Below are 16,499 nucleotides of genomic sequence, written 5' to 3'. Positions count from 1 at the left end.
ATCTTTGCCGTTTTTATTCATTAGGCACCTGCATATCGCTGACTATAGACCCCTCTTCGGCACTTTTTAGATATCCCACAATTATCTGATTTAGGCGCGGATATTCTCCTATATCCTCCTGTGTTCTTAATAAAATTTCATCCTCCATAACAGCTACTATCCTTGCATTCCTTATATTTTCATTTAGCCTTACTATCCTGTGCTTGTGCTTTGCATCGTCTATGGTATCGGTATAGAGTATTCTGCCGTTTTTTATTATGGCAAAGCTTGTGGCGTATTCCTCCAGTTCAAATATTTCATGGGATGAGAGCAGAATGGTCCCGCCCATTTCATTGACATACTGCTTTATCAGGTGTATGAGTTCGTACCTTGATGCCGGATCCAGATGCTGGGTGGGTTCATCCATGATTATCAGCTTTGCACCGGTTGCCAGAGCAAGTATTGACAATACAAGGGTTTTCTGCCCTCTTGAGAGCTTCTGCATTTCCTGTCCAAGATTGAAACCGTACTTTGAGAGAAAATTCTTAAAAAATTGATCGTTCCAGGAAGGGTATAGGGTTTTATACATATTGTAGTAATCTTCAAGCCTCAAGTTGTCAAATACCCTTCTGTCCTCGGTTACAAAGGCTATGTCAATTTTTAACGAGGCATCAAACGGCCTGTCAAATACGATTACCTCTCCGGAATCTCTGGGTACGGCGTTCATTATGCATTTTAGCGTTGTGGTCTTACCGGCGCCGTTTGGCCCCACCAGCGCCAGTATTTCACCCTGCGGTACTGCAAAATTTATATTTGACAGAATCTGCTTTCCGTCAATCTGTTTGCTTAAGCTTTTTACCTGCAGCGCGTACATTTCAATTTTCACCGCCTTTTCTTATAAAGATTAAATAGCTTAAAAGGCAGATGGCGCAGGATGTCAAAAAGGACAATACCGCATTACCCTGGTGTGTAAAGCTGATAAGGCTATATGGATTGAAGTTGAAAGCGTGGATGTCGGAAGAGCCCAAACCTCCGAGTATTGCATCCAGGATGACCATAAATATGGCCCAGCCAAATCCGTCCCTGCCGAGGCCTGAGAACAGCATTGTTATTCCACATATTGAAAGCAGCAGCGTTAAACTGTTCAGCATGAATATCAGCCTGGAATACATATCAGTTTCTATAAAGATCTGGTTGATTACAGAGGTTGTGACGACAAGGATGGTCAGAAAAATTAGGTTATAAAGATACAGCTCCTTTTTAGAGAAGGGCAGCAGGTACAAAAGTTCTGCATTTTTGTGCCTTATATCGTAAGCAAGCAGCGAGGCAGAAAGGAAAAGTATGGCAATTGTTTTTATAAAAAGGTTGGGGATTAAAAGAAGCAACGTGAGAAACACAAGCCGTCCGGTCTTCTCTTTCAGCTCTTTCTGTATATATACCTCCATCTTTGAAAGGCGTTTTGAAAAATCCGCATAATTACCCATTTTTCCATACCTCCTCAAATATCAGCATTGCCGTGTAAAAATCTATGTGGTCGTCTTTTAGCTTTGAAACACATTCCCTTATGGTTTCGATTATCTTTTGGTCTATATAAACATCCCTTTTGATGAAATACCCTACTCCTTGTTCAGCTTCGATGTATCCTTCGGCTTTGAGCCTTTCCAGGGCCTTTAAAACGGTGTTTATGTTTACATCGAAGATGTTTTGCAGGTCCCTTACCGTAGGTAACTGGTCGCCTTTTTGAAGGTTTCCAAGCAGTACTTCCGATTTTATCATGTTTACAATCTGGATGTAGGCTGGGATCCCGCTGTGTTTATCCACTTTTCTTAGCATTTGGCATCATCACTTTCTAATGATTTTCACAAGCCCTGTGGATTCAATTTCAATCGGTGCATTGTTTTTATTGTGAACAGTTAAATTGCCACCCGTTGCCTGTACATAGAGCTCGGCGCTTTGAGCTTGAGGATTTAGTATTTCAATTGTACCGCTCAAACCGGTTGAGTTTATGTCGAATCTATCAAATGTCGACTTTATAACTATATTTGCGCCGGTTGAGCTGATCTGTATCTTATTAAAATTCAGCTCTCCATTGATGTCTGTTCCCACGCTGTCAATATCCAATGTTTTTCCTTCCATCCTGCCGCTAATATCCAGCCCGGCGCAGTCAATGCGGATATTGTTTTCAGATGAGATTTTAGAATTTATTGAGGCTCCTGCACAGTTTAAGGAAAAATCCTTAAAACTTCCATTGCCACGGATTTTGATGCCTCCGCAATGGATATCTACGCTTCTGAGCGCTGCCGTGCCCATTTTTATCACGTAAGTATCATTTGTACGATAAGGCTCTGAAATGGTAAGATTCCCGTCAGCTTCTTCCACAGTTAACCTGGAAGGGTAATGCAAGACATCATCATTCGTAAGCTCTAGTTCAATATCTGAAATTACGTCTATGGTTATATGATTTATATGTTCTATGGGCATTTCGCTGTCAGGCAAGACCTTGTTTTTGCTATCCGGCATACCAAAAGGAAAATTAAATGAGATTTCAGGGGCTACTGAATGGTCTACAATTACGTTGGTATAATAATTAAAAACTGGTACCGCTACTATTCCCGCTACTACAAAGAGAGCCAAAAGTCCGACCAAAATAGCCTTGAAAGCGCTTACTTTCCTTTTGACCATGAATACGCTGAACAAGGCAACAATTGCAATGCTGAAAAAGAGCATTTTCAAAGACGTCCAGGGCAAAAACCATGCAATAAGCCCGCTTATCATCGATATCATGATTTTAACCGTCGCGCTTTCTTTTATTTTTTTCGCCACGGCCGAATTTGAGTATTTGCTGAAGAATAAGAGGACGGCACCCACAAAGATAAGCAATATGGCTGCAAAGAATACTATGGATTTAATTAGGTTACTGGTTGAAGTGAGGGAAAACTTTTCGGCTATTTCGGATAATTGGCGTAAAATATTCATATCCATAGGTTAGCCCCCTTTTAATAGTGTTATATAATTATATAACACTATTAAAGGTTTTTGTCAATGGTTTTTTGGAATTTTTGTGGCACAGGATAAAATATCAAAAACAAACCAATAATGGAAGTAAGTCTATGTAAATGACAGTGACAGTTCCACAGAACCCGTTGGGGAATTAATCAATACTAAGGCCAGCCACAAATCCCCCTTAGTTGTGCTATATGGTTGGGACGATGGAGGTTGCGGCTGGCACTTTGCCAGGCTATCATAATACCTGTTTTCAATGTAAACCGCACTTGAGAAGCTTTTTTGCCCACCTTTTGTCGCATAATCGTTTTTACAGATTAGATCAAGCAATTCTAGGTTTGCAAAGAATCTCGCATATCCTGTAGTCTTTAATTTTTCTGGCAAAGGACGGTCTCACCACGAGAGCGGTGTCGCATCCTTCATTGGTTCCCCCGATAGAAATTACTTCAGAATCCGGCGAAATAAGGCCGGCTTCCAGAGCCATGATGGATATTTCAACAGCTACTTTTGTTCCCTGTGAGAACATACGCAGAGTATCGGCCACAATGCTTCCAGGTGTATGTTCGCCACAAAAGCCTTCTGCTACACCATCGGCCAGGGCATGAAGGCTGGTTAATACCTTTATGCCTGCCTTCTCTAACTTGCTTCTTTCTTCCTGCGTCATTGACCATCCTAGTTCTTGGAAGCTATTGGAAATGCTTATGACCAGCACTTCAATACCTGTTCCCTGAAATATCTTGGCTGCTTCGAGGGCTGTATAGCCATGGGAGGAGGCTACCAGCACTTTTTTGATCCCCAGCTCTAAGGCTCTTTTTTTAGCAATCTCCAGGGTGCTTAAGGTATTTTTTCTTCCAGGCTCTTCAAAATATGTAACGGTACTCTCCATAAAGCATGCCCCCTTCTTTCTATTTTGACAAAAATCATTCGGTTAATGAAATTATAACATATATGAGTCGTTTTTGATAGCCGAACGATAAGCAGAATTGTTTATTCTCTTAACACAATGTGATATTATTTTAGCGGATTGAAAACATTATATATAGTTTGAATTTAGGCGATTTTGATTTTCACAAAAGTCAGTACACACATGCAAGATATTATATGGTACAATAATCAATAGCTGTTTAGTGGGTGTTGCAAATGGTAGAAATCATTAAGGTTTCCAGGGAAAGTTTCTCATAGCCTCATCTAATAGGAAAATGATATACCAATAGCGGCAGAGGCGCAGATGGTAATTTTAGCAATAAATGGGATGAATAGTCCGAAAAGGCTTATTATAAAACATTGGGAGAGTTAGGGTGCCTGCCTGAAAACGGAGATGCATAAATTGGGAGATGTTCTTGCGCATCTTATTAAAATGACTCCATTATCTTGGTCAGCTGACCACAAAAGAATTGAGCAGGTTTTCAATGCAGGGATAGAGCATATCACTGCAGATTTTACTGTTATCATTGGCAAAAGGTTAGGAAAAGCGCTCACTTGCTAAAAAGTTTACGCGTACAGAGCCATCGCAAAGATTAAAATTGATAAAGTATATCGCGGAGATGAAAAAGCTGGGCAAGTTATTTCTGTATTATTACCCTCTCCTATTGGTACAAACGTTTGGGTGGAGGATACCGATGTGATTTCTACAATGAGGGTGGGAATGACGGGAATTTTTATGCCTATCAAGTATGATGATACGTCTTATTGGGAGCAAAACGGCACAAAACTTTTCTTGAGCGATATTGCTGAGTATGGATTTTTAGATGGAATGAGGTATGCATTTTTGGTTTCTGACAGCGAAGGGATAATATTTGACCGCGAGGCTTATCCATCTATTACTGAAGCAAATTCACTTGACGAGATTGAACGATATATTGTGCAGATGATAAACAGAAATAGATAAAATGGCTCAAGCACATTGGAGATTCATAGTAGATTCAAACTTTTTATTTTTTAAGTTCAATTTTACTTGCTTTTATGGCCATCAATTGAGGAGTTATACACCCCCTGATTGATGATTTTTTATATTCATCAAAAATGCACAAGGAGACTTCATCTTTTACAAAATGGAAATGAATTGCTAAAAATATTCTTTGGGGTATGGCTAATGTACAAAACTCAGAAAAATTTTAAGGAAAGTAGCTGGCGAGTCTACTGTCGAGCAGATATATCAAACTCCTCACGAAACCACCACCTCTATAGGTGGTCGGTAGTTCACATTCATACCAAACATGTTTCATCGCAATAATTTGCAGATTTGCAAAGATCTCACTACATGAAAACGTTAAATAAAGTTGCCATTGACAAATATGATCTATTAAAATAGAATAGAATTACAAACATTTTACTGCGATAGAATAAAAGATGTACGGGAGGACTGAAATGGACATAAAACTGTTTGATTCGGAACTAAAAGTCATGGAAGTTTTGTGGCAATATGGCGATACCCCTGCAAAGCGAATTGCTGAGATTATAAATAAGCAGGTGAGATGGAAAAAGAGCGCTATTGACACTTGCAATCCGATTAATTCCTGGAATATCATAATTTGTGTTCATCCCTGACGCACTCCTTTTAAACTTTTTAATAATAGTAAAATTATAAGAGATGTATTGGATTTTTCTACCTTATTTCCTATTAACATACATCTGTTCCTGTTCTTTGCCATGATGATACGCTTTGTGCTCAGGGTTGTGCTTACCTTTCGGCTTTACGGATTGGATTACTTATTCTTTCATCACAGCCCTAATAACGTTAAAGCCAACTGTTACTGAGAAGGCAAGTAGGCCTTTTTTTGCAGATTTCAGCAGGTTATTTATTTGCCCTTGGTTAATATGAGGTCGTAATATGAGGACAAGCTGCCGCCATAATTTGGAGCGAAATATCTTGTTAACGATCCTAGTATTGTGATATACTTCCATTGAACGGTTCTTTTTTTGTTTTTCTGATTGAATTTGTATGATGGAGAGACCTGCCGTCCCGGGGGATCTGCAAGAGCTTGTCGTTGGAGTTTTGATTATCCATACATATTGATAATAAATAAAAGGGAGATTACCATCATGGCAAAATATGTAAAATACGAGATGCAGCCGGTAGAATTTAAACCAGTAAATTATAGTCAAGTTAGATGGTTAAATCAAGATGATTTTCATTATATGAATGAGTTTTTCAATATGAGCATTGAAACATGGAATGAGGCGAAAGAACAAGGCTATACATACTGTGCAATTATTGAAGAAGCTAAAATTTTTCTTTAGCAGCCGTTTGGAAGTACTCTGAAAACAAATGGGAGGTTGCAGCGGTACACACAAGAAAGAATTATGAAAATAGAGGTCTAGCAACACAAGTTGTTAGTTTTGTTACTGATTATATACTTAGCCAAAACAAAATACCAATTTTAACTACCCGTGAAGATAATATTCCAATGAGAAAAGTAGCAGAGAGAACAGGATTTAGGTTGGTTGAAACAGTAGAGGTTGATTCAAACAGTAGAGATAGTAAAAAACGTTAATGGATATTTTGCTCATAGAGTCGGGGTGTAGCTACTGTTTGCGGAGGTCTCATTGAAATCATGGCTGTAGATGCAGCATTATTTACTAAGTCGAGGAGACCCTTACTTGGTTTGAACATCAGCAACAGGATTGAAGCAATAAGTTATATTTTGAATATAAGAGTAATTTGATAACCTTATCCCTTGAATTATGGTTAGCTTATTGGCAAGGCTGATAGGCACCACATCCATTCACATGTCTGTGGAGTATCGCCAAGATATCAATCCTGCCCACTATGGACGTTAAAATTAATCTTCAAATTACGCCGGACCAATTATATGGGATTTTTGTGTCGGAAATGATATTTGTGAAGTCGGATTTGGCAATGAAATTGCTAATATATTATATTGATGAGCGACCATATGTTTAGTCTGAGTTGCTAATACTTCTTGAACCCTGACAATACATTATTTTGTAGAGGTTTTTCAGAGTAAAAAGCATTACAAAAAAATAATAGAAGAATGGCAACAAATTAGAGAAAAAAACGTCAATACTAGTAGAGATACTTAAAAAATAAACAGCGTTTTTTAGCCTGTGAATATTTAATATAAGGAGGATGATGTTGCTGTGATGATTCTAAAACATATTAAACGATCTGTTGTAGCAGTTTTGGGATTTATATTAATTGTGTCGATGATAGTAAGTATCACCGCTTGTTCTGCGTTTATTTCTAAGGTTAAGGCAGAGGACTTGATGGAAGGTGTTAAGCCGAAAGCTGTAGATGGCAAACCTATTGACGATAAGTTTATAAGCAATACGGCAGACTTTTCAATTGAGCTTTTTAAAAAATCCATTGCCGAAAAAGAAAACTCTCTTATTTCTCCGATTTCGGTGATGCTGGCACTTGCGATGACGGCAAACGGCGCCGCTAATGAAACATTGTCACAAATGGAGGAGGTGCTTGGCAAGGATATTCCGCTTGAAGAGCTTAATGAATACCTGTATTACTATGTAAACAACCTGCCAAGTGAAGAAAAGTCAAAGCTCAATATAGCCAACTCCATATGGTTCCGCGATGACGAAGACCGCCTGACGGTAGAGAAAGATTTTCTTCAAAAGAACGCAGATTATTATAATGCTGCCATATATAAGTCTCCTTTTGATGATCAAACCCTTCAAGACATTAACAATTGGGTCAAGACAAATACCGATGGCATGATTGATAAGATACTTGAGAAGATAGACGACGATAGTATTATGTATCTGATTAATGCCATTGTATTTGATGCTGAATGGAAGACGGTATATAACAAAAGCGACATACACGAGGGCGAGTTTACAACAATTGATGGGTCAAAACAAACAGTAGAATTTATGAATTCTGAGGAAAGTATTTATTTGGATGATGGAAGTGCAACCGGGTTTATAAAACCCTATTACAATGACAAATACAGCTTTGTTGCATTGCTTCCCAATGAAGGTATATCAATTAAGGATTATATTGAAACCCTTTCGGGAGAAGGCTTTTTAAACACTGTTAAAAGTGCTCAAAATACTGTAGTCAACGCAGTCATGCCGAAATTCAGTTATGACTATAAAATTAAGTTAAACGATGCCTTAAAAGACCTTGGCATGCATGATGGTCTTTCAGCTGCCAAAGCTGATTTCAGCAGGCTGGGAAAATCATCAAGAGGCAACATCTATATCGGTGAGGTACTTCATAAAACCTTTATCTCAGTTGATGAGCTGGGCACTAAAGCCGGAGCGGTAACAAAGGTTGAGATGAAGGATGAAAGCGCACCTGCAGAGTTAAAAATAGTCAGGCTGGATAGACCGTTTGTATATGCCATTATCGATAACTCCACAAATCTGCCGGTTTTCATAGGAACGGTAATGAATCCAAAAGAATAATAAAAATTTGACCTTTTGTTCATATGAGTTAAAAATGATGCCTATATAAAAAAACCTTGTATGTATGTTAGAATATATACAAGGTTTTATCTTATTTTAGGGTAATAAGTGATTGCTTCTTTAAGGCAAATTGCGAGGAAAATATAAAGAAATTGGATATTCTTTTGATGCAGCATTAACTCGGTATTTGTAAGATGTCATTATAAATAAAAGTAATTTTTATAAACAACCACTAAGAATTGAAGATGTTGAAATGATGGCAATAGCAAGAAAGGATTAAGCTTAAAATTAAGCACTGTACTCTATAATAAACGACAGTATATCTTCAAAAAGCTTGGCAGCGGCAGGACTGTGACAGATAAGGTGATTAGACTCACTATAGTATCTGATTATCTTTTTCACTGACGCTGCATGCTTATATATATATTCAGCACTCTTAGGCTGTACCACATCATCTCTTAAGGCCTGTCCAATAAACAGAGGACAGCGAAGATTTTTAAATTGAGGCTTTGCGTTATGGAGAAACTTCAAAAATTCGAATAAAGCCGATAAAGGAAACTTAACTGCTGATAATGCATAGAATTTAAAATGCTTAAAAGAGCCATTTTTCACATCTGAAACCAAGTTCAAAAATATTCTTTTGAGATTCCAGGGGTAAATGGGTGTATTGAGAAGGACAATCCCTTTAATTTGTTGGGTAAAGGGAAGACTTACTGCAACTAATCCTCCCATGGAGAACCCTATTATAAAAATATGGTCACATAGCTTGCTTAGTTCATTGAGTGCTTCTCTTGCTGATGCTATCCATTGGCAATATGAAACACCTCTCATATCAGCTTTTTTTCCGGTATGGCCTTTAAGTACCGGTGACATAGTTGCAATTCCCTTGTTTTCCAAGAATTGTGCCAGTGGTTCGACTTCCCCGGGATTTCCTCCGAAACCATGTATCAATAAACAGCCAATTTTACTTTTCATATCTGTTTCCCCTTATCTTGTCATTTTGGTTCTAAACGGCAGCTTTAATTTTGCTCATATGGTTTATTATGCCTCATTTTCGGTCTTAGATAATAAGCTATTATGAAAAATTTTTTATTGAAAAAGTTTACCTGTATGGTATTATATTTTTAATATTGAATTTTTTCAGTAGAGAACATTATGAATAATGAAGCATTAAAAGAACCTTCTCAGACACAGTTTTTGAGGCAATTTTGATTCAGGTGTGATTTCTATTTTATATCCCTTTATATTTGGTTTGGAACTGAAAATATGCTGACAATACCTATAGCATTTATCATTCCGGTGTTAATAAATACGGTTATTGAAGATTTAAAATTAACTGCATAAAATTTAAGGTTATTCCGACATTGAGATTTCAAGAAGTTCAGATTGTATTATGTCGGTCCAAGCGGAAGAGGGGGGAGCAGATCCTATGAAGAGAAAGAAGCTGACAAGGCGTAATGCTTATCTTAAAGATTTAAATGAATGGAATGAGCATAAGTATAGTCCCGGTCATTGGACTGGTGGTAATATACCTCCCCATGTAAAATATGGCGGAAAGCCAATGGGCATTGTGATGTTCGTTATAGGTTTGGTAAATATAATTGCTGTTATTGTTGCCCTCTTCTTTTCAAGTAGGTTTGATTACAGCATGATTCTTGCAGTCGGGTTAAGTATTATAATGTTTATTGGTGGTGCAAGAAAAATCAAAAGACGTTAAGATTTGGTTACGAGAATTGATGAAACTGTTGAATTTGAGCGATTCAAGAATTGAAATTTAATTTAAAAGGGAATTATAATGGTAGAGTCAAGATATGGTCTCATCTGCTTAGACTGTAACTACAGGGAACCTTGCAACTGCGGAGGCTGCATTCAGACCAACAGACATCCTTTTTATGGGTAATGTCCATATATTTGCAACTATACTGGATCTTGTAAGGAAGGGTTACTTGAAAATACACAAGGGAGAAGACAATAATGAAAAGCCTGAAGATGTAGACTATGTTATTTCCCGGGTAAGAGAAGCGGATGATTCCCTTTTAAGCCATGAAAGGTTCTTTATAAACTTGTTAATTAATGAAATAGGGAATGGACATTCTGTCAGTACTAGAGAAATACAAAGCTTCAGCAAACATAATGGTTCTAGATTTATAAACCTGTTTTCTGAATGGAGAAATAAAATAAAGCAAGACGCTGTGAGTAAAGGGTATTATGATAAAAGTAAAACAAAAATTGGCGCAATCTTGATTCTAGCTTTCATAGCATTATTAATATTGAACATATTTGCGTTGGCTTACGGCATCTTCTTTGGTATAGCCGGTACAGTCATAGCAGTCATCTTGTTTGTATACGGCGTAGCACTGCTTAATTGGCGTTCAGATTATGGATACCAGCAATACAAGAAATGGAAAAAATTTAAGAAATATATGAAAAGTTACAAAGTAGATTTATCTAATAAAGATATTGAAGAGTATTCTTCGGATATATCCTTAATATATGCATTGAGTTTAGGTGTGGATAAAAAAATAGATGATTTTAATTTTGATGAAACCACTTATCTCAATAAAGCATACTCCTATAACGGTTGGCTGTTTTGGTATTTGCTGTTAACCAATAATGATAATAATTCCTTTCAAAAAAGTATGAATAAATCATTTGGAGGTTCAAACGCTTCATATTCCGGAAGCGGCAGCTTCTCCAGTGGTGGAGGCGGCGGTGCCGGCGGAGGCGGAGCGGGAGGCTTTTAGCCTTTAGTCGCAACCATCAAAATGAAGGAGATTCATTAGAGATTTTATACAAAAATGATACTTCCCATATTTGCGATTTTATGATGTCGGAGCAATCGTATATTTTGCAAAGGTTATTGAGTGGGAGTTCCCGGGTTTTAATGTGGATGGTTGCTTTGATGAATTATGAAATGTATGAAGAACTAAAAGAAAAGCCATACTTTGAAAGCATAGAACATAGATTTGATGAAATATTAACCTTAGGAAAATCTATACGTTTTCTCTTTATCTGTTTGTACGGGATTTAGGTTATTAGATTTTGCTGTGAGCTGTAATTGTGGGAGAGGTATAGTCTAGGCTTATACGATAACCATACTACTATTAGCTGGCAGGGTGGTTGTGGTTTGTATGTGGACAAATGCTTGAAAAAGAAAGGAGCTGATATATAATATGACAGAAAAAACACCCTGATAAAGAACTAACATTGATCAATGCAAATTTTTTTGATTATGATTTTGGTATTGAGGCGTTTGATGTGGCCATTTTCTTTCAAGCATTGCATCATTTTTCTCATGAGGATAATGTTGCATTATACACAAAGGTTTGCAATGCGCTAGTCCTGGAGTATATATAGAGTGTGATTACATGGCGCCTAACCAGGAGTATGAAGTTTATTATAAAGAATATGAGCGCCTTCGTGCAGAAATGGGTTTGCCTGACAGTGTGATTTATCATTACGATACTCCTTGTACCGTTGAAAATCAAATCAAAATGCTGCTTACGGCCGGATTTTCCAAAGTAAATAAGGTGTGGCAGAAAGGAAACACTGTTATTTTGGTGGCTACGAAGCACTGAATAGAATAATAATTGAGTGACCATCTATTAGATGGTCAAATTTTTTGTAATTACATGAAAAATATCGGTATTCCTGTTCGTATACATAGTGAAGGGAGTGGAGTGCAGGTGAACCAACCAAGGGGACTGAACGAATTTGTTAGGTGTGCTGTAGAGAAATATTCTAAAACAGTGGCAAAAACTGCGTTTGCCTATTTGAAAAACACTGCAGACGCAGAAGATGTAACCCAAGAGGTATTTTTGACGCTTATGCAAAAGGCACCTGCGTTTGAAAGTGAAGAACATTTAAAAGCGTGGCTTATTAGAGTTACAATCAATAAAAGCAGGGATTTTTTAAAAAGTGGTTGGCTCAAGAGCCGCACTCCACTGTACGAAGAATTACTATATTTACCTTCGGAGCAAAACGATCTTTTGGCTGCGGTACTCTCTTTAGATGTAAAATATAGATTGCCAATCCACTTGTACTATTATGAGGGATACTCCATAAAAGAGATTGCCGAAATTCTGGGTGAGAGAACTACGACTATTGGTACACGGCTTGCCCGTGGTCGTAAGATATTAAAAGATATCTTAAAAGATAAGATTGGAGGTTTTGAAGATGAATAGGGATATTTACAGAGCAGCAATAGATAATGTCCAATTTAGCCAGGATTTAAGTACAAAAGTGCTAAATTATTTGATGTCGCAACCTCAGAAAAGAGCGATGACTATAAAAGCAAAACCAACTATTGCAACCCTTGCGGTTGTAACCTGTGTGCTTTTTTTAGTATTTTGTATTCCGCTTTTTTCCAAAGGAAACAGCGATTTTGAACTTAAAAATTCCAGAGGTAATGTTAGGGTCAAATATGTAGATAATGTGCCTGACAGTGCATTACGAAGCTTATCTGACTTGGCGTGGTTAACGGAAGAAGAATTATTTCATAAGCGGAACACTTCTATTTTTAAAGGAACTGTGGAAGAAATCAGAAACATCAGGATTGACTTTAACGGTTCTACGGAGTACAGAGCCATTGCAAAGATTAAAATTGATAAAGTATACCGCGGAGATGAAAGTGCCGGACAAGTTGTTTCCGTATTATTACCGTGTCCCGTTGGTACTGGTTTGTGGATAGAAGATACCGATGTTATTTCAGCAATGAGAGTAGGAATGACGGGTATTTTTATGCCTATCAAGTATGACGATACATCCTATTGGGAGCAAAATGACACGAAACTTTTCTTGAGCGATATTGCTGAATATGGATTTTTAGATGGAATGCGGTATGCTTTTCTGGCTTCTGATGACAAAGGTGTAATATTTGACCGCTATTCTTATCCATCTATTGCTGCAGCAAATTCACTCGATGAAATTGAACAATATGTTGTGCAGATGCTAAACATAAACAGATAAGGGGACCAAGCATACTGGAGGTTCATGCCTTTTATTTTTAAGTTCAATTTTATTCGCTTTTGTAATCATCAATTAAAGGGTCATGTATACTCGGGTTGATGGTTTTTCATTACATGGCGTACATCCTAAACCTAATAATTGAATCATGCAAGCTAAATGATATTTCATCGCGATAATTTACACAAAGGTGACATTGCGCAAGAAAACATTAAATAAAGCTACTATTGACAAGTATGTTCTATAATAATAGAATAAAATTACAAATATTCTATTGCAACAGAACAAAGGATGTACAGGAGGACTGAGATGGATATAAAACTGTTTGATTCAGAGTTAAAAGTCATGGAAGTTTTGTGGCAATATGGCGATACCCCTGCAAAGCGAATTGCCGAAATTTTAAATAAACAGGTGGGATGGAAGAAGACCACTACTTACACGGTAATCAAAAAATGCATTGAAAAAGGTGTCATTGAACGGCGAGAGCCTAACTTTGTGTGCCATCCGCTTGTTACCAAAGAACAGGTACGGGAGTTTGAAACCAACGAGCTTATCAATAAAATGTACGGCGGTGCTGCCGATCAGCTTGTTGCATCTCTCTTAGAGAGTAGAAAATTGACTCCGCAAGAGATTGAGAGGCTTAAGCGGCTGGTAAAAGATTTGGAATGAGGTAGCGGCGGAATGAGTGGTTTGGCAAAAACAATTTAAATCGAGGTGTTGGGTGTGAAGGTCTTGCAAACCAGCCTTTCGGCCGCTGTTCTTATTTTGGCTATTGTGGCAATCCGCACACTGGCAATCAATAAGCTGCCCAAAAAAACTTTTCTTATCTTTTGGGATATTGTTCTATGTCGATTGCTTATCCCATTTTCCATTCCACTGCGTATGAGGGCATATAATGGGCCGGACAATATTTCTGAGGTATTAGCGCAGGAAGATATTATACGGATTGTCCCCAATACGTCTTTACAGTATAATACCGCCAATATTGTGCCTGCAGAGGTGGCTAAAGCGCCATCGACGCCTTCGGTCGTTTCTCCTTTTGTACCCAATTGGTCAGCTTTTGTATTGGTATGGTCAACAGTTGCAATCATCATGGCAAGCTTTTTTCTGGTGACGCATCTCCGGTGTCTGAAAAAATATAAAACCGCACTTCCAGTTAACGGTTATGTTTTCAACCGGTGTTTGAGAGAGCATCCGATAAGAAGAACCGTTCAAATTAGGCAGTTGGATACCATTGCGGTTCCGCTGACTTACGGTATATGGAGGCCGGTGATACTTCTTCCGAAAATAATAAGCAGCAAAGATGAATGGCGTCTGAAATACATTCTTGCTCATGAGCTGGTACATATCAAACGGTTTGATACGCTGAGAAAATGGCTGCTTGCGGCGGTATTGTGTATTCATTGGTTTAACCCTCTGGTGTGGGCGATGTATGTGCTTGCCAACCGTGATATTGAGCTGGCATGCGATGAGGCGGTTGTGCGAGCATTTGGCCAAACCTCAAGGTCGTCATATGCTTTGGCTTTGATCGGTATGGAGGAAGCCAAGATTGGATTGGCGCCGCTGGCCAGCAATTTCAATAAGAAGGCAATAGAAGAACGGGTCATATCGATTATGAAGACGAAAGAGGCTACCGTTTTCAGTAGGGTGTTGGCGTTCATACTTGTAGCGGTAATGATGCTCACCTTTGCCGTTTCTCTGGTAGAAGCCGAGGTGGAGCCAAAGTCGTTGGGGCTGTTTAGAAAAGCATTTGGCGACCATGTGTACAAGTATGCCGACAGCATCAACGAGATTGCGGAAGAGAGCGCAGCGGTGGTAACTGAGGACTGCACCATCCGCTTACAGAGCACTATTTTCACCGATCACAATGTGTATGCAATCATGGCGGTGGAAGGTGAGCTACCGGAAGATTTTAGCATAAGCGGACGCATCGTCGATCCCATAGACACGCCGAGGATACCCAGATGGGAATATATGCTGTTTGGCAACATGGAAGAGGTAGGCTATCAGGACGGGGTGCGGTATTTCCTTTGTTCAGCTACAATTACACATCGTCTGTATACCAGACCGCAGGATATAGATGAAGAGTTCATTGAAGCCCTCACTCCCGATTCTGATTACTTGAAATACGAAAGCCTCAAGGATTGCGAGGGCAAAACTCTCGAGCTTACTTTGAATTTGAAAGGAAACAAATACATCCTTACAACTGTTGTGACCAATGTTTTTACCAAGAATATTGTTTTTTATCCTGAACCGGATTTATACGATGGCTATTGCATTGAAGAGATTTTGCTTACGCCCTTTGAGCTTAAGATCAGGGGCTGCAGCCGGGAAATAGGTGAACACTCCAAGAGCACGGGTGAGTACGGTAACGAATGGATTGAACCCCATATCCGTGCAACGATAGTTTTGGTTGATGGTCAGGAAATCAATCTTGATTATGACGATAGAAGATTGTTTTTTTACCAGCGTCATCCCATCAGCGTAATACGCAATTATGACACCAGTACCGGCAAATTCTATCGTAACTGGAGGTTTAGTCGGTGGGAGCTTGACTTGAGCCAGGTAGTTGCTATCACTGTTAACGGTATAACTTATCGGGTTGACGGACAAGAAGATTAACAGAAGACTTTGGTGTGCAGCTGCACGCTAAACGGCATCCATCACTTTCATAATTGAGGCGTGACATCTTTTCATTAATGAATTGTGATTTTTTGAAGTCTCCTTGGACTCAACATAAATTACAAGCACTCCATCAAGGGCAGCTTTGTATTCGATAAATGAGGCCAGCTCCCAGAAGTTCCAGCTGGACATTATCCGGTTAAACTTTTTTGAACCTTTGGTTTGCTCACGGATATCCAGCCGGTTTTCAGACAATAACTCAAACCGCCATTCATCCTTCGATTTTAATCGGAGATGAATGGCGGAACTTTTTTAAAATGTAAAATATATGGTTCATTTAAAGTTCCTTGATGGATCAAATGCAGTGTTGTATAGCATTTGTATATTCAAAATATCATCATAACGCTTGCTACTTTATGGCTAAATCAAATTATCTAAATCAAATCATCTATGTCAATAGTCTGTGAAAATGTCACCTCAAAAAGGATAATTTTATTCAGTAAAAATGTCAACTATGGGTTTTAAAAAATATTACAGAGATAATT

General features: G+C 38.4%; 18 protein-coding genes and 2 pseudogenes. 13 read left to right on the top strand and 7 right to left on the bottom strand.

The genetic code is table 11. From position 1 onward, the window contains the following. Nucleotides 1-13 precede the first annotated feature (13 nt). The 5 genes from BM241_RS09955 to BM241_RS09935 all read right to left on the bottom strand — a co-directional run bounded on the left by BM241_RS09955 (nt 14) and on the right by BM241_RS09935 (nt 3,868). Nucleotides 14-853, bottom strand: coding sequence for an ABC transporter ATP-binding protein (locus tag BM241_RS09955; RefSeq protein WP_092282672.1), 840 nt, complete (start codon nt 851-853; stop codon nt 14-16). Between the two features lies 1 nt (nt 854). After that, nucleotides 855-1,463 carry a hypothetical protein gene (locus BM241_RS09950; RefSeq protein ID WP_092282671.1) on the bottom strand — a complete coding sequence of 203 codons (609 nt, stop codon included), beginning with the start codon at nt 1,461-1,463 and terminating at the stop codon, nt 855-857. Next, nucleotides 1,456-1,812 (bottom strand): GntR family transcriptional regulator, encoded by a 357-nt coding sequence (locus BM241_RS09945; RefSeq protein ID WP_092282670.1) that lies wholly within the window; start codon nt 1,810-1,812, stop codon nt 1,456-1,458. Before BM241_RS09945 ends, BM241_RS09950 begins: the two co-directional genes overlap by 8 nt. 9 nt (nt 1,813-1,821) lie before the next feature. Then, complete coding sequence (locus BM241_RS09940; RefSeq protein ID WP_092282669.1) at nt 1,822-2,961, bottom strand: hypothetical protein; 1,140 nt, start codon at nt 2,959-2,961, stop codon at nt 1,822-1,824. A 343-nt stretch (nt 2,962-3,304) separates the two neighbouring features. Then, nucleotides 3,305-3,868 (bottom strand): pyruvate kinase alpha/beta domain-containing protein, encoded by a 564-nt coding sequence (locus tag BM241_RS09935; RefSeq protein ID WP_092282668.1) that lies wholly within the window; start codon nt 3,866-3,868, stop codon nt 3,305-3,307. Between the two features lie 735 nt (nt 3,869-4,603). Here BM241_RS09935 and BM241_RS09930 point away from each other — a divergent pair. From BM241_RS09930 to BM241_RS09910, 5 genes and pseudogenes are all read left to right on the top strand, one after another. After that, the gene (locus tag BM241_RS09930) at nt 4,604-4,870 is read left to right on the top strand and encodes a hypothetical protein (RefSeq protein ID WP_025748307.1); all 267 of its coding nucleotides are present in this window, start codon (nt 4,604-4,606) and stop codon (nt 4,868-4,870) included. Between the two features lie 479 nt (nt 4,871-5,349). Next, entirely contained in the window at nt 5,350-5,529 is a 180-nt protein-coding gene (locus BM241_RS09925; protein ID WP_092282667.1) for a BlaI/MecI/CopY family transcriptional regulator, read from the top strand. A gap of 495 nt (nt 5,530-6,024) precedes the next feature. Then, entirely contained in the window at nt 6,025-6,222 is a 198-nt protein-coding gene (locus BM241_RS09920) for a hypothetical protein (protein ID WP_025748305.1), read from the top strand. Between the two features lie 17 nt (nt 6,223-6,239). Further along, nucleotides 6,240-6,476: pseudogene (locus BM241_RS13220) on the top strand (GNAT family N-acetyltransferase); the annotation flags it as partial. Nucleotides 6,477-7,086: 610 nt separating this feature from the next. Further along, complete coding sequence (locus tag BM241_RS09910) at nt 7,087-8,367, top strand: serpin family protein (RefSeq protein ID WP_092282682.1); 1,281 nt, start codon at nt 7,087-7,089, stop codon at nt 8,365-8,367. A 288-nt stretch (nt 8,368-8,655) separates the two neighbouring features. Here the strand turns inward: BM241_RS09910 and BM241_RS09905 are convergent, their stop codons facing one another. After that, nucleotides 8,656-9,342 (bottom strand): alpha/beta hydrolase, encoded by a 687-nt coding sequence (locus BM241_RS09905; RefSeq protein ID WP_092282665.1) that lies wholly within the window; start codon nt 9,340-9,342, stop codon nt 8,656-8,658. 454 nt (nt 9,343-9,796) lie between these two features. Between BM241_RS09905 and BM241_RS09900 the strand changes: the two genes are divergently transcribed. The 8 genes and pseudogenes from BM241_RS09900 to BM241_RS09870 all read left to right on the top strand — a co-directional run bounded on the left by BM241_RS09900 (nt 9,797) and on the right by BM241_RS09870 (nt 15,954). After that, entirely contained in the window at nt 9,797-10,084 is a 288-nt protein-coding gene (locus tag BM241_RS09900; RefSeq protein WP_025748302.1) for a hypothetical protein, read from the top strand. A 175-nt stretch (nt 10,085-10,259) separates the two neighbouring features. After that, complete coding sequence (locus BM241_RS09895; protein ID WP_025748301.1) at nt 10,260-11,111, top strand: DUF2207 family protein; 852 nt, start codon at nt 10,260-10,262, stop codon at nt 11,109-11,111. 61 nt (nt 11,112-11,172) lie between these two features. Beyond that, a pseudogene (locus BM241_RS13215) lies at nt 11,173-11,398 on the top strand (hypothetical protein); the annotation flags it as partial. A gap of 337 nt (nt 11,399-11,735) precedes the next feature. Further along, a complete protein-coding gene (locus tag BM241_RS09890; protein WP_092282664.1) occupies nt 11,736-11,945 on the top strand; it encodes a hypothetical protein in 210 nt (69 codons plus the stop codon). A 108-nt stretch (nt 11,946-12,053) separates the two neighbouring features. Continuing rightward, the gene (locus tag BM241_RS09885; RefSeq protein ID WP_025748300.1) at nt 12,054-12,551 is read left to right on the top strand and encodes a sigma-70 family RNA polymerase sigma factor; all 498 of its coding nucleotides are present in this window, start codon (nt 12,054-12,056) and stop codon (nt 12,549-12,551) included. Beyond that, the gene (locus BM241_RS09880) at nt 12,544-13,335 is read left to right on the top strand and encodes a hypothetical protein (protein ID WP_025748299.1); all 792 of its coding nucleotides are present in this window, start codon (nt 12,544-12,546) and stop codon (nt 13,333-13,335) included. Before BM241_RS09885 ends, BM241_RS09880 begins: the two co-directional genes overlap by 8 nt. A gap of 306 nt (nt 13,336-13,641) precedes the next feature. Next, the gene (locus tag BM241_RS09875; protein ID WP_025748298.1) at nt 13,642-14,001 is read left to right on the top strand and encodes a BlaI/MecI/CopY family transcriptional regulator; all 360 of its coding nucleotides are present in this window, start codon (nt 13,642-13,644) and stop codon (nt 13,999-14,001) included. A 54-nt stretch (nt 14,002-14,055) separates the two neighbouring features. Beyond that, nucleotides 14,056-15,954 carry a M56 family metallopeptidase gene (locus BM241_RS09870; protein ID WP_177206151.1) on the top strand — a complete coding sequence of 633 codons (1,899 nt, stop codon included), beginning with the start codon at nt 14,056-14,058 and terminating at the stop codon, nt 15,952-15,954. A gap of 27 nt (nt 15,955-15,981) precedes the next feature. Here the strand turns inward: BM241_RS09870 and BM241_RS09865 are convergent, their stop codons facing one another. Further along, nucleotides 15,982-16,209, bottom strand: a complete 228-nt coding sequence (locus tag BM241_RS09865) for an IS200/IS605 family accessory protein TnpB-related protein (protein WP_025748296.1) — start codon at nt 16,207-16,209, stop codon at nt 15,982-15,984. Nucleotides 16,210-16,499: the final 290 nt, after the last annotated feature.

Origin of the sequence: Caldicoprobacter faecalis (assembly GCF_900115765.1) — a bacterium.
Taxonomy (GTDB): Bacteria; Bacillota; Clostridia; order Caldicoprobacterales; family Caldicoprobacteraceae; genus Caldicoprobacter; species Caldicoprobacter oshimai.
Note: the sequence above shows the minus strand (reverse complement) of the source record. Positions and strands in the feature narration are given on the sequence as shown.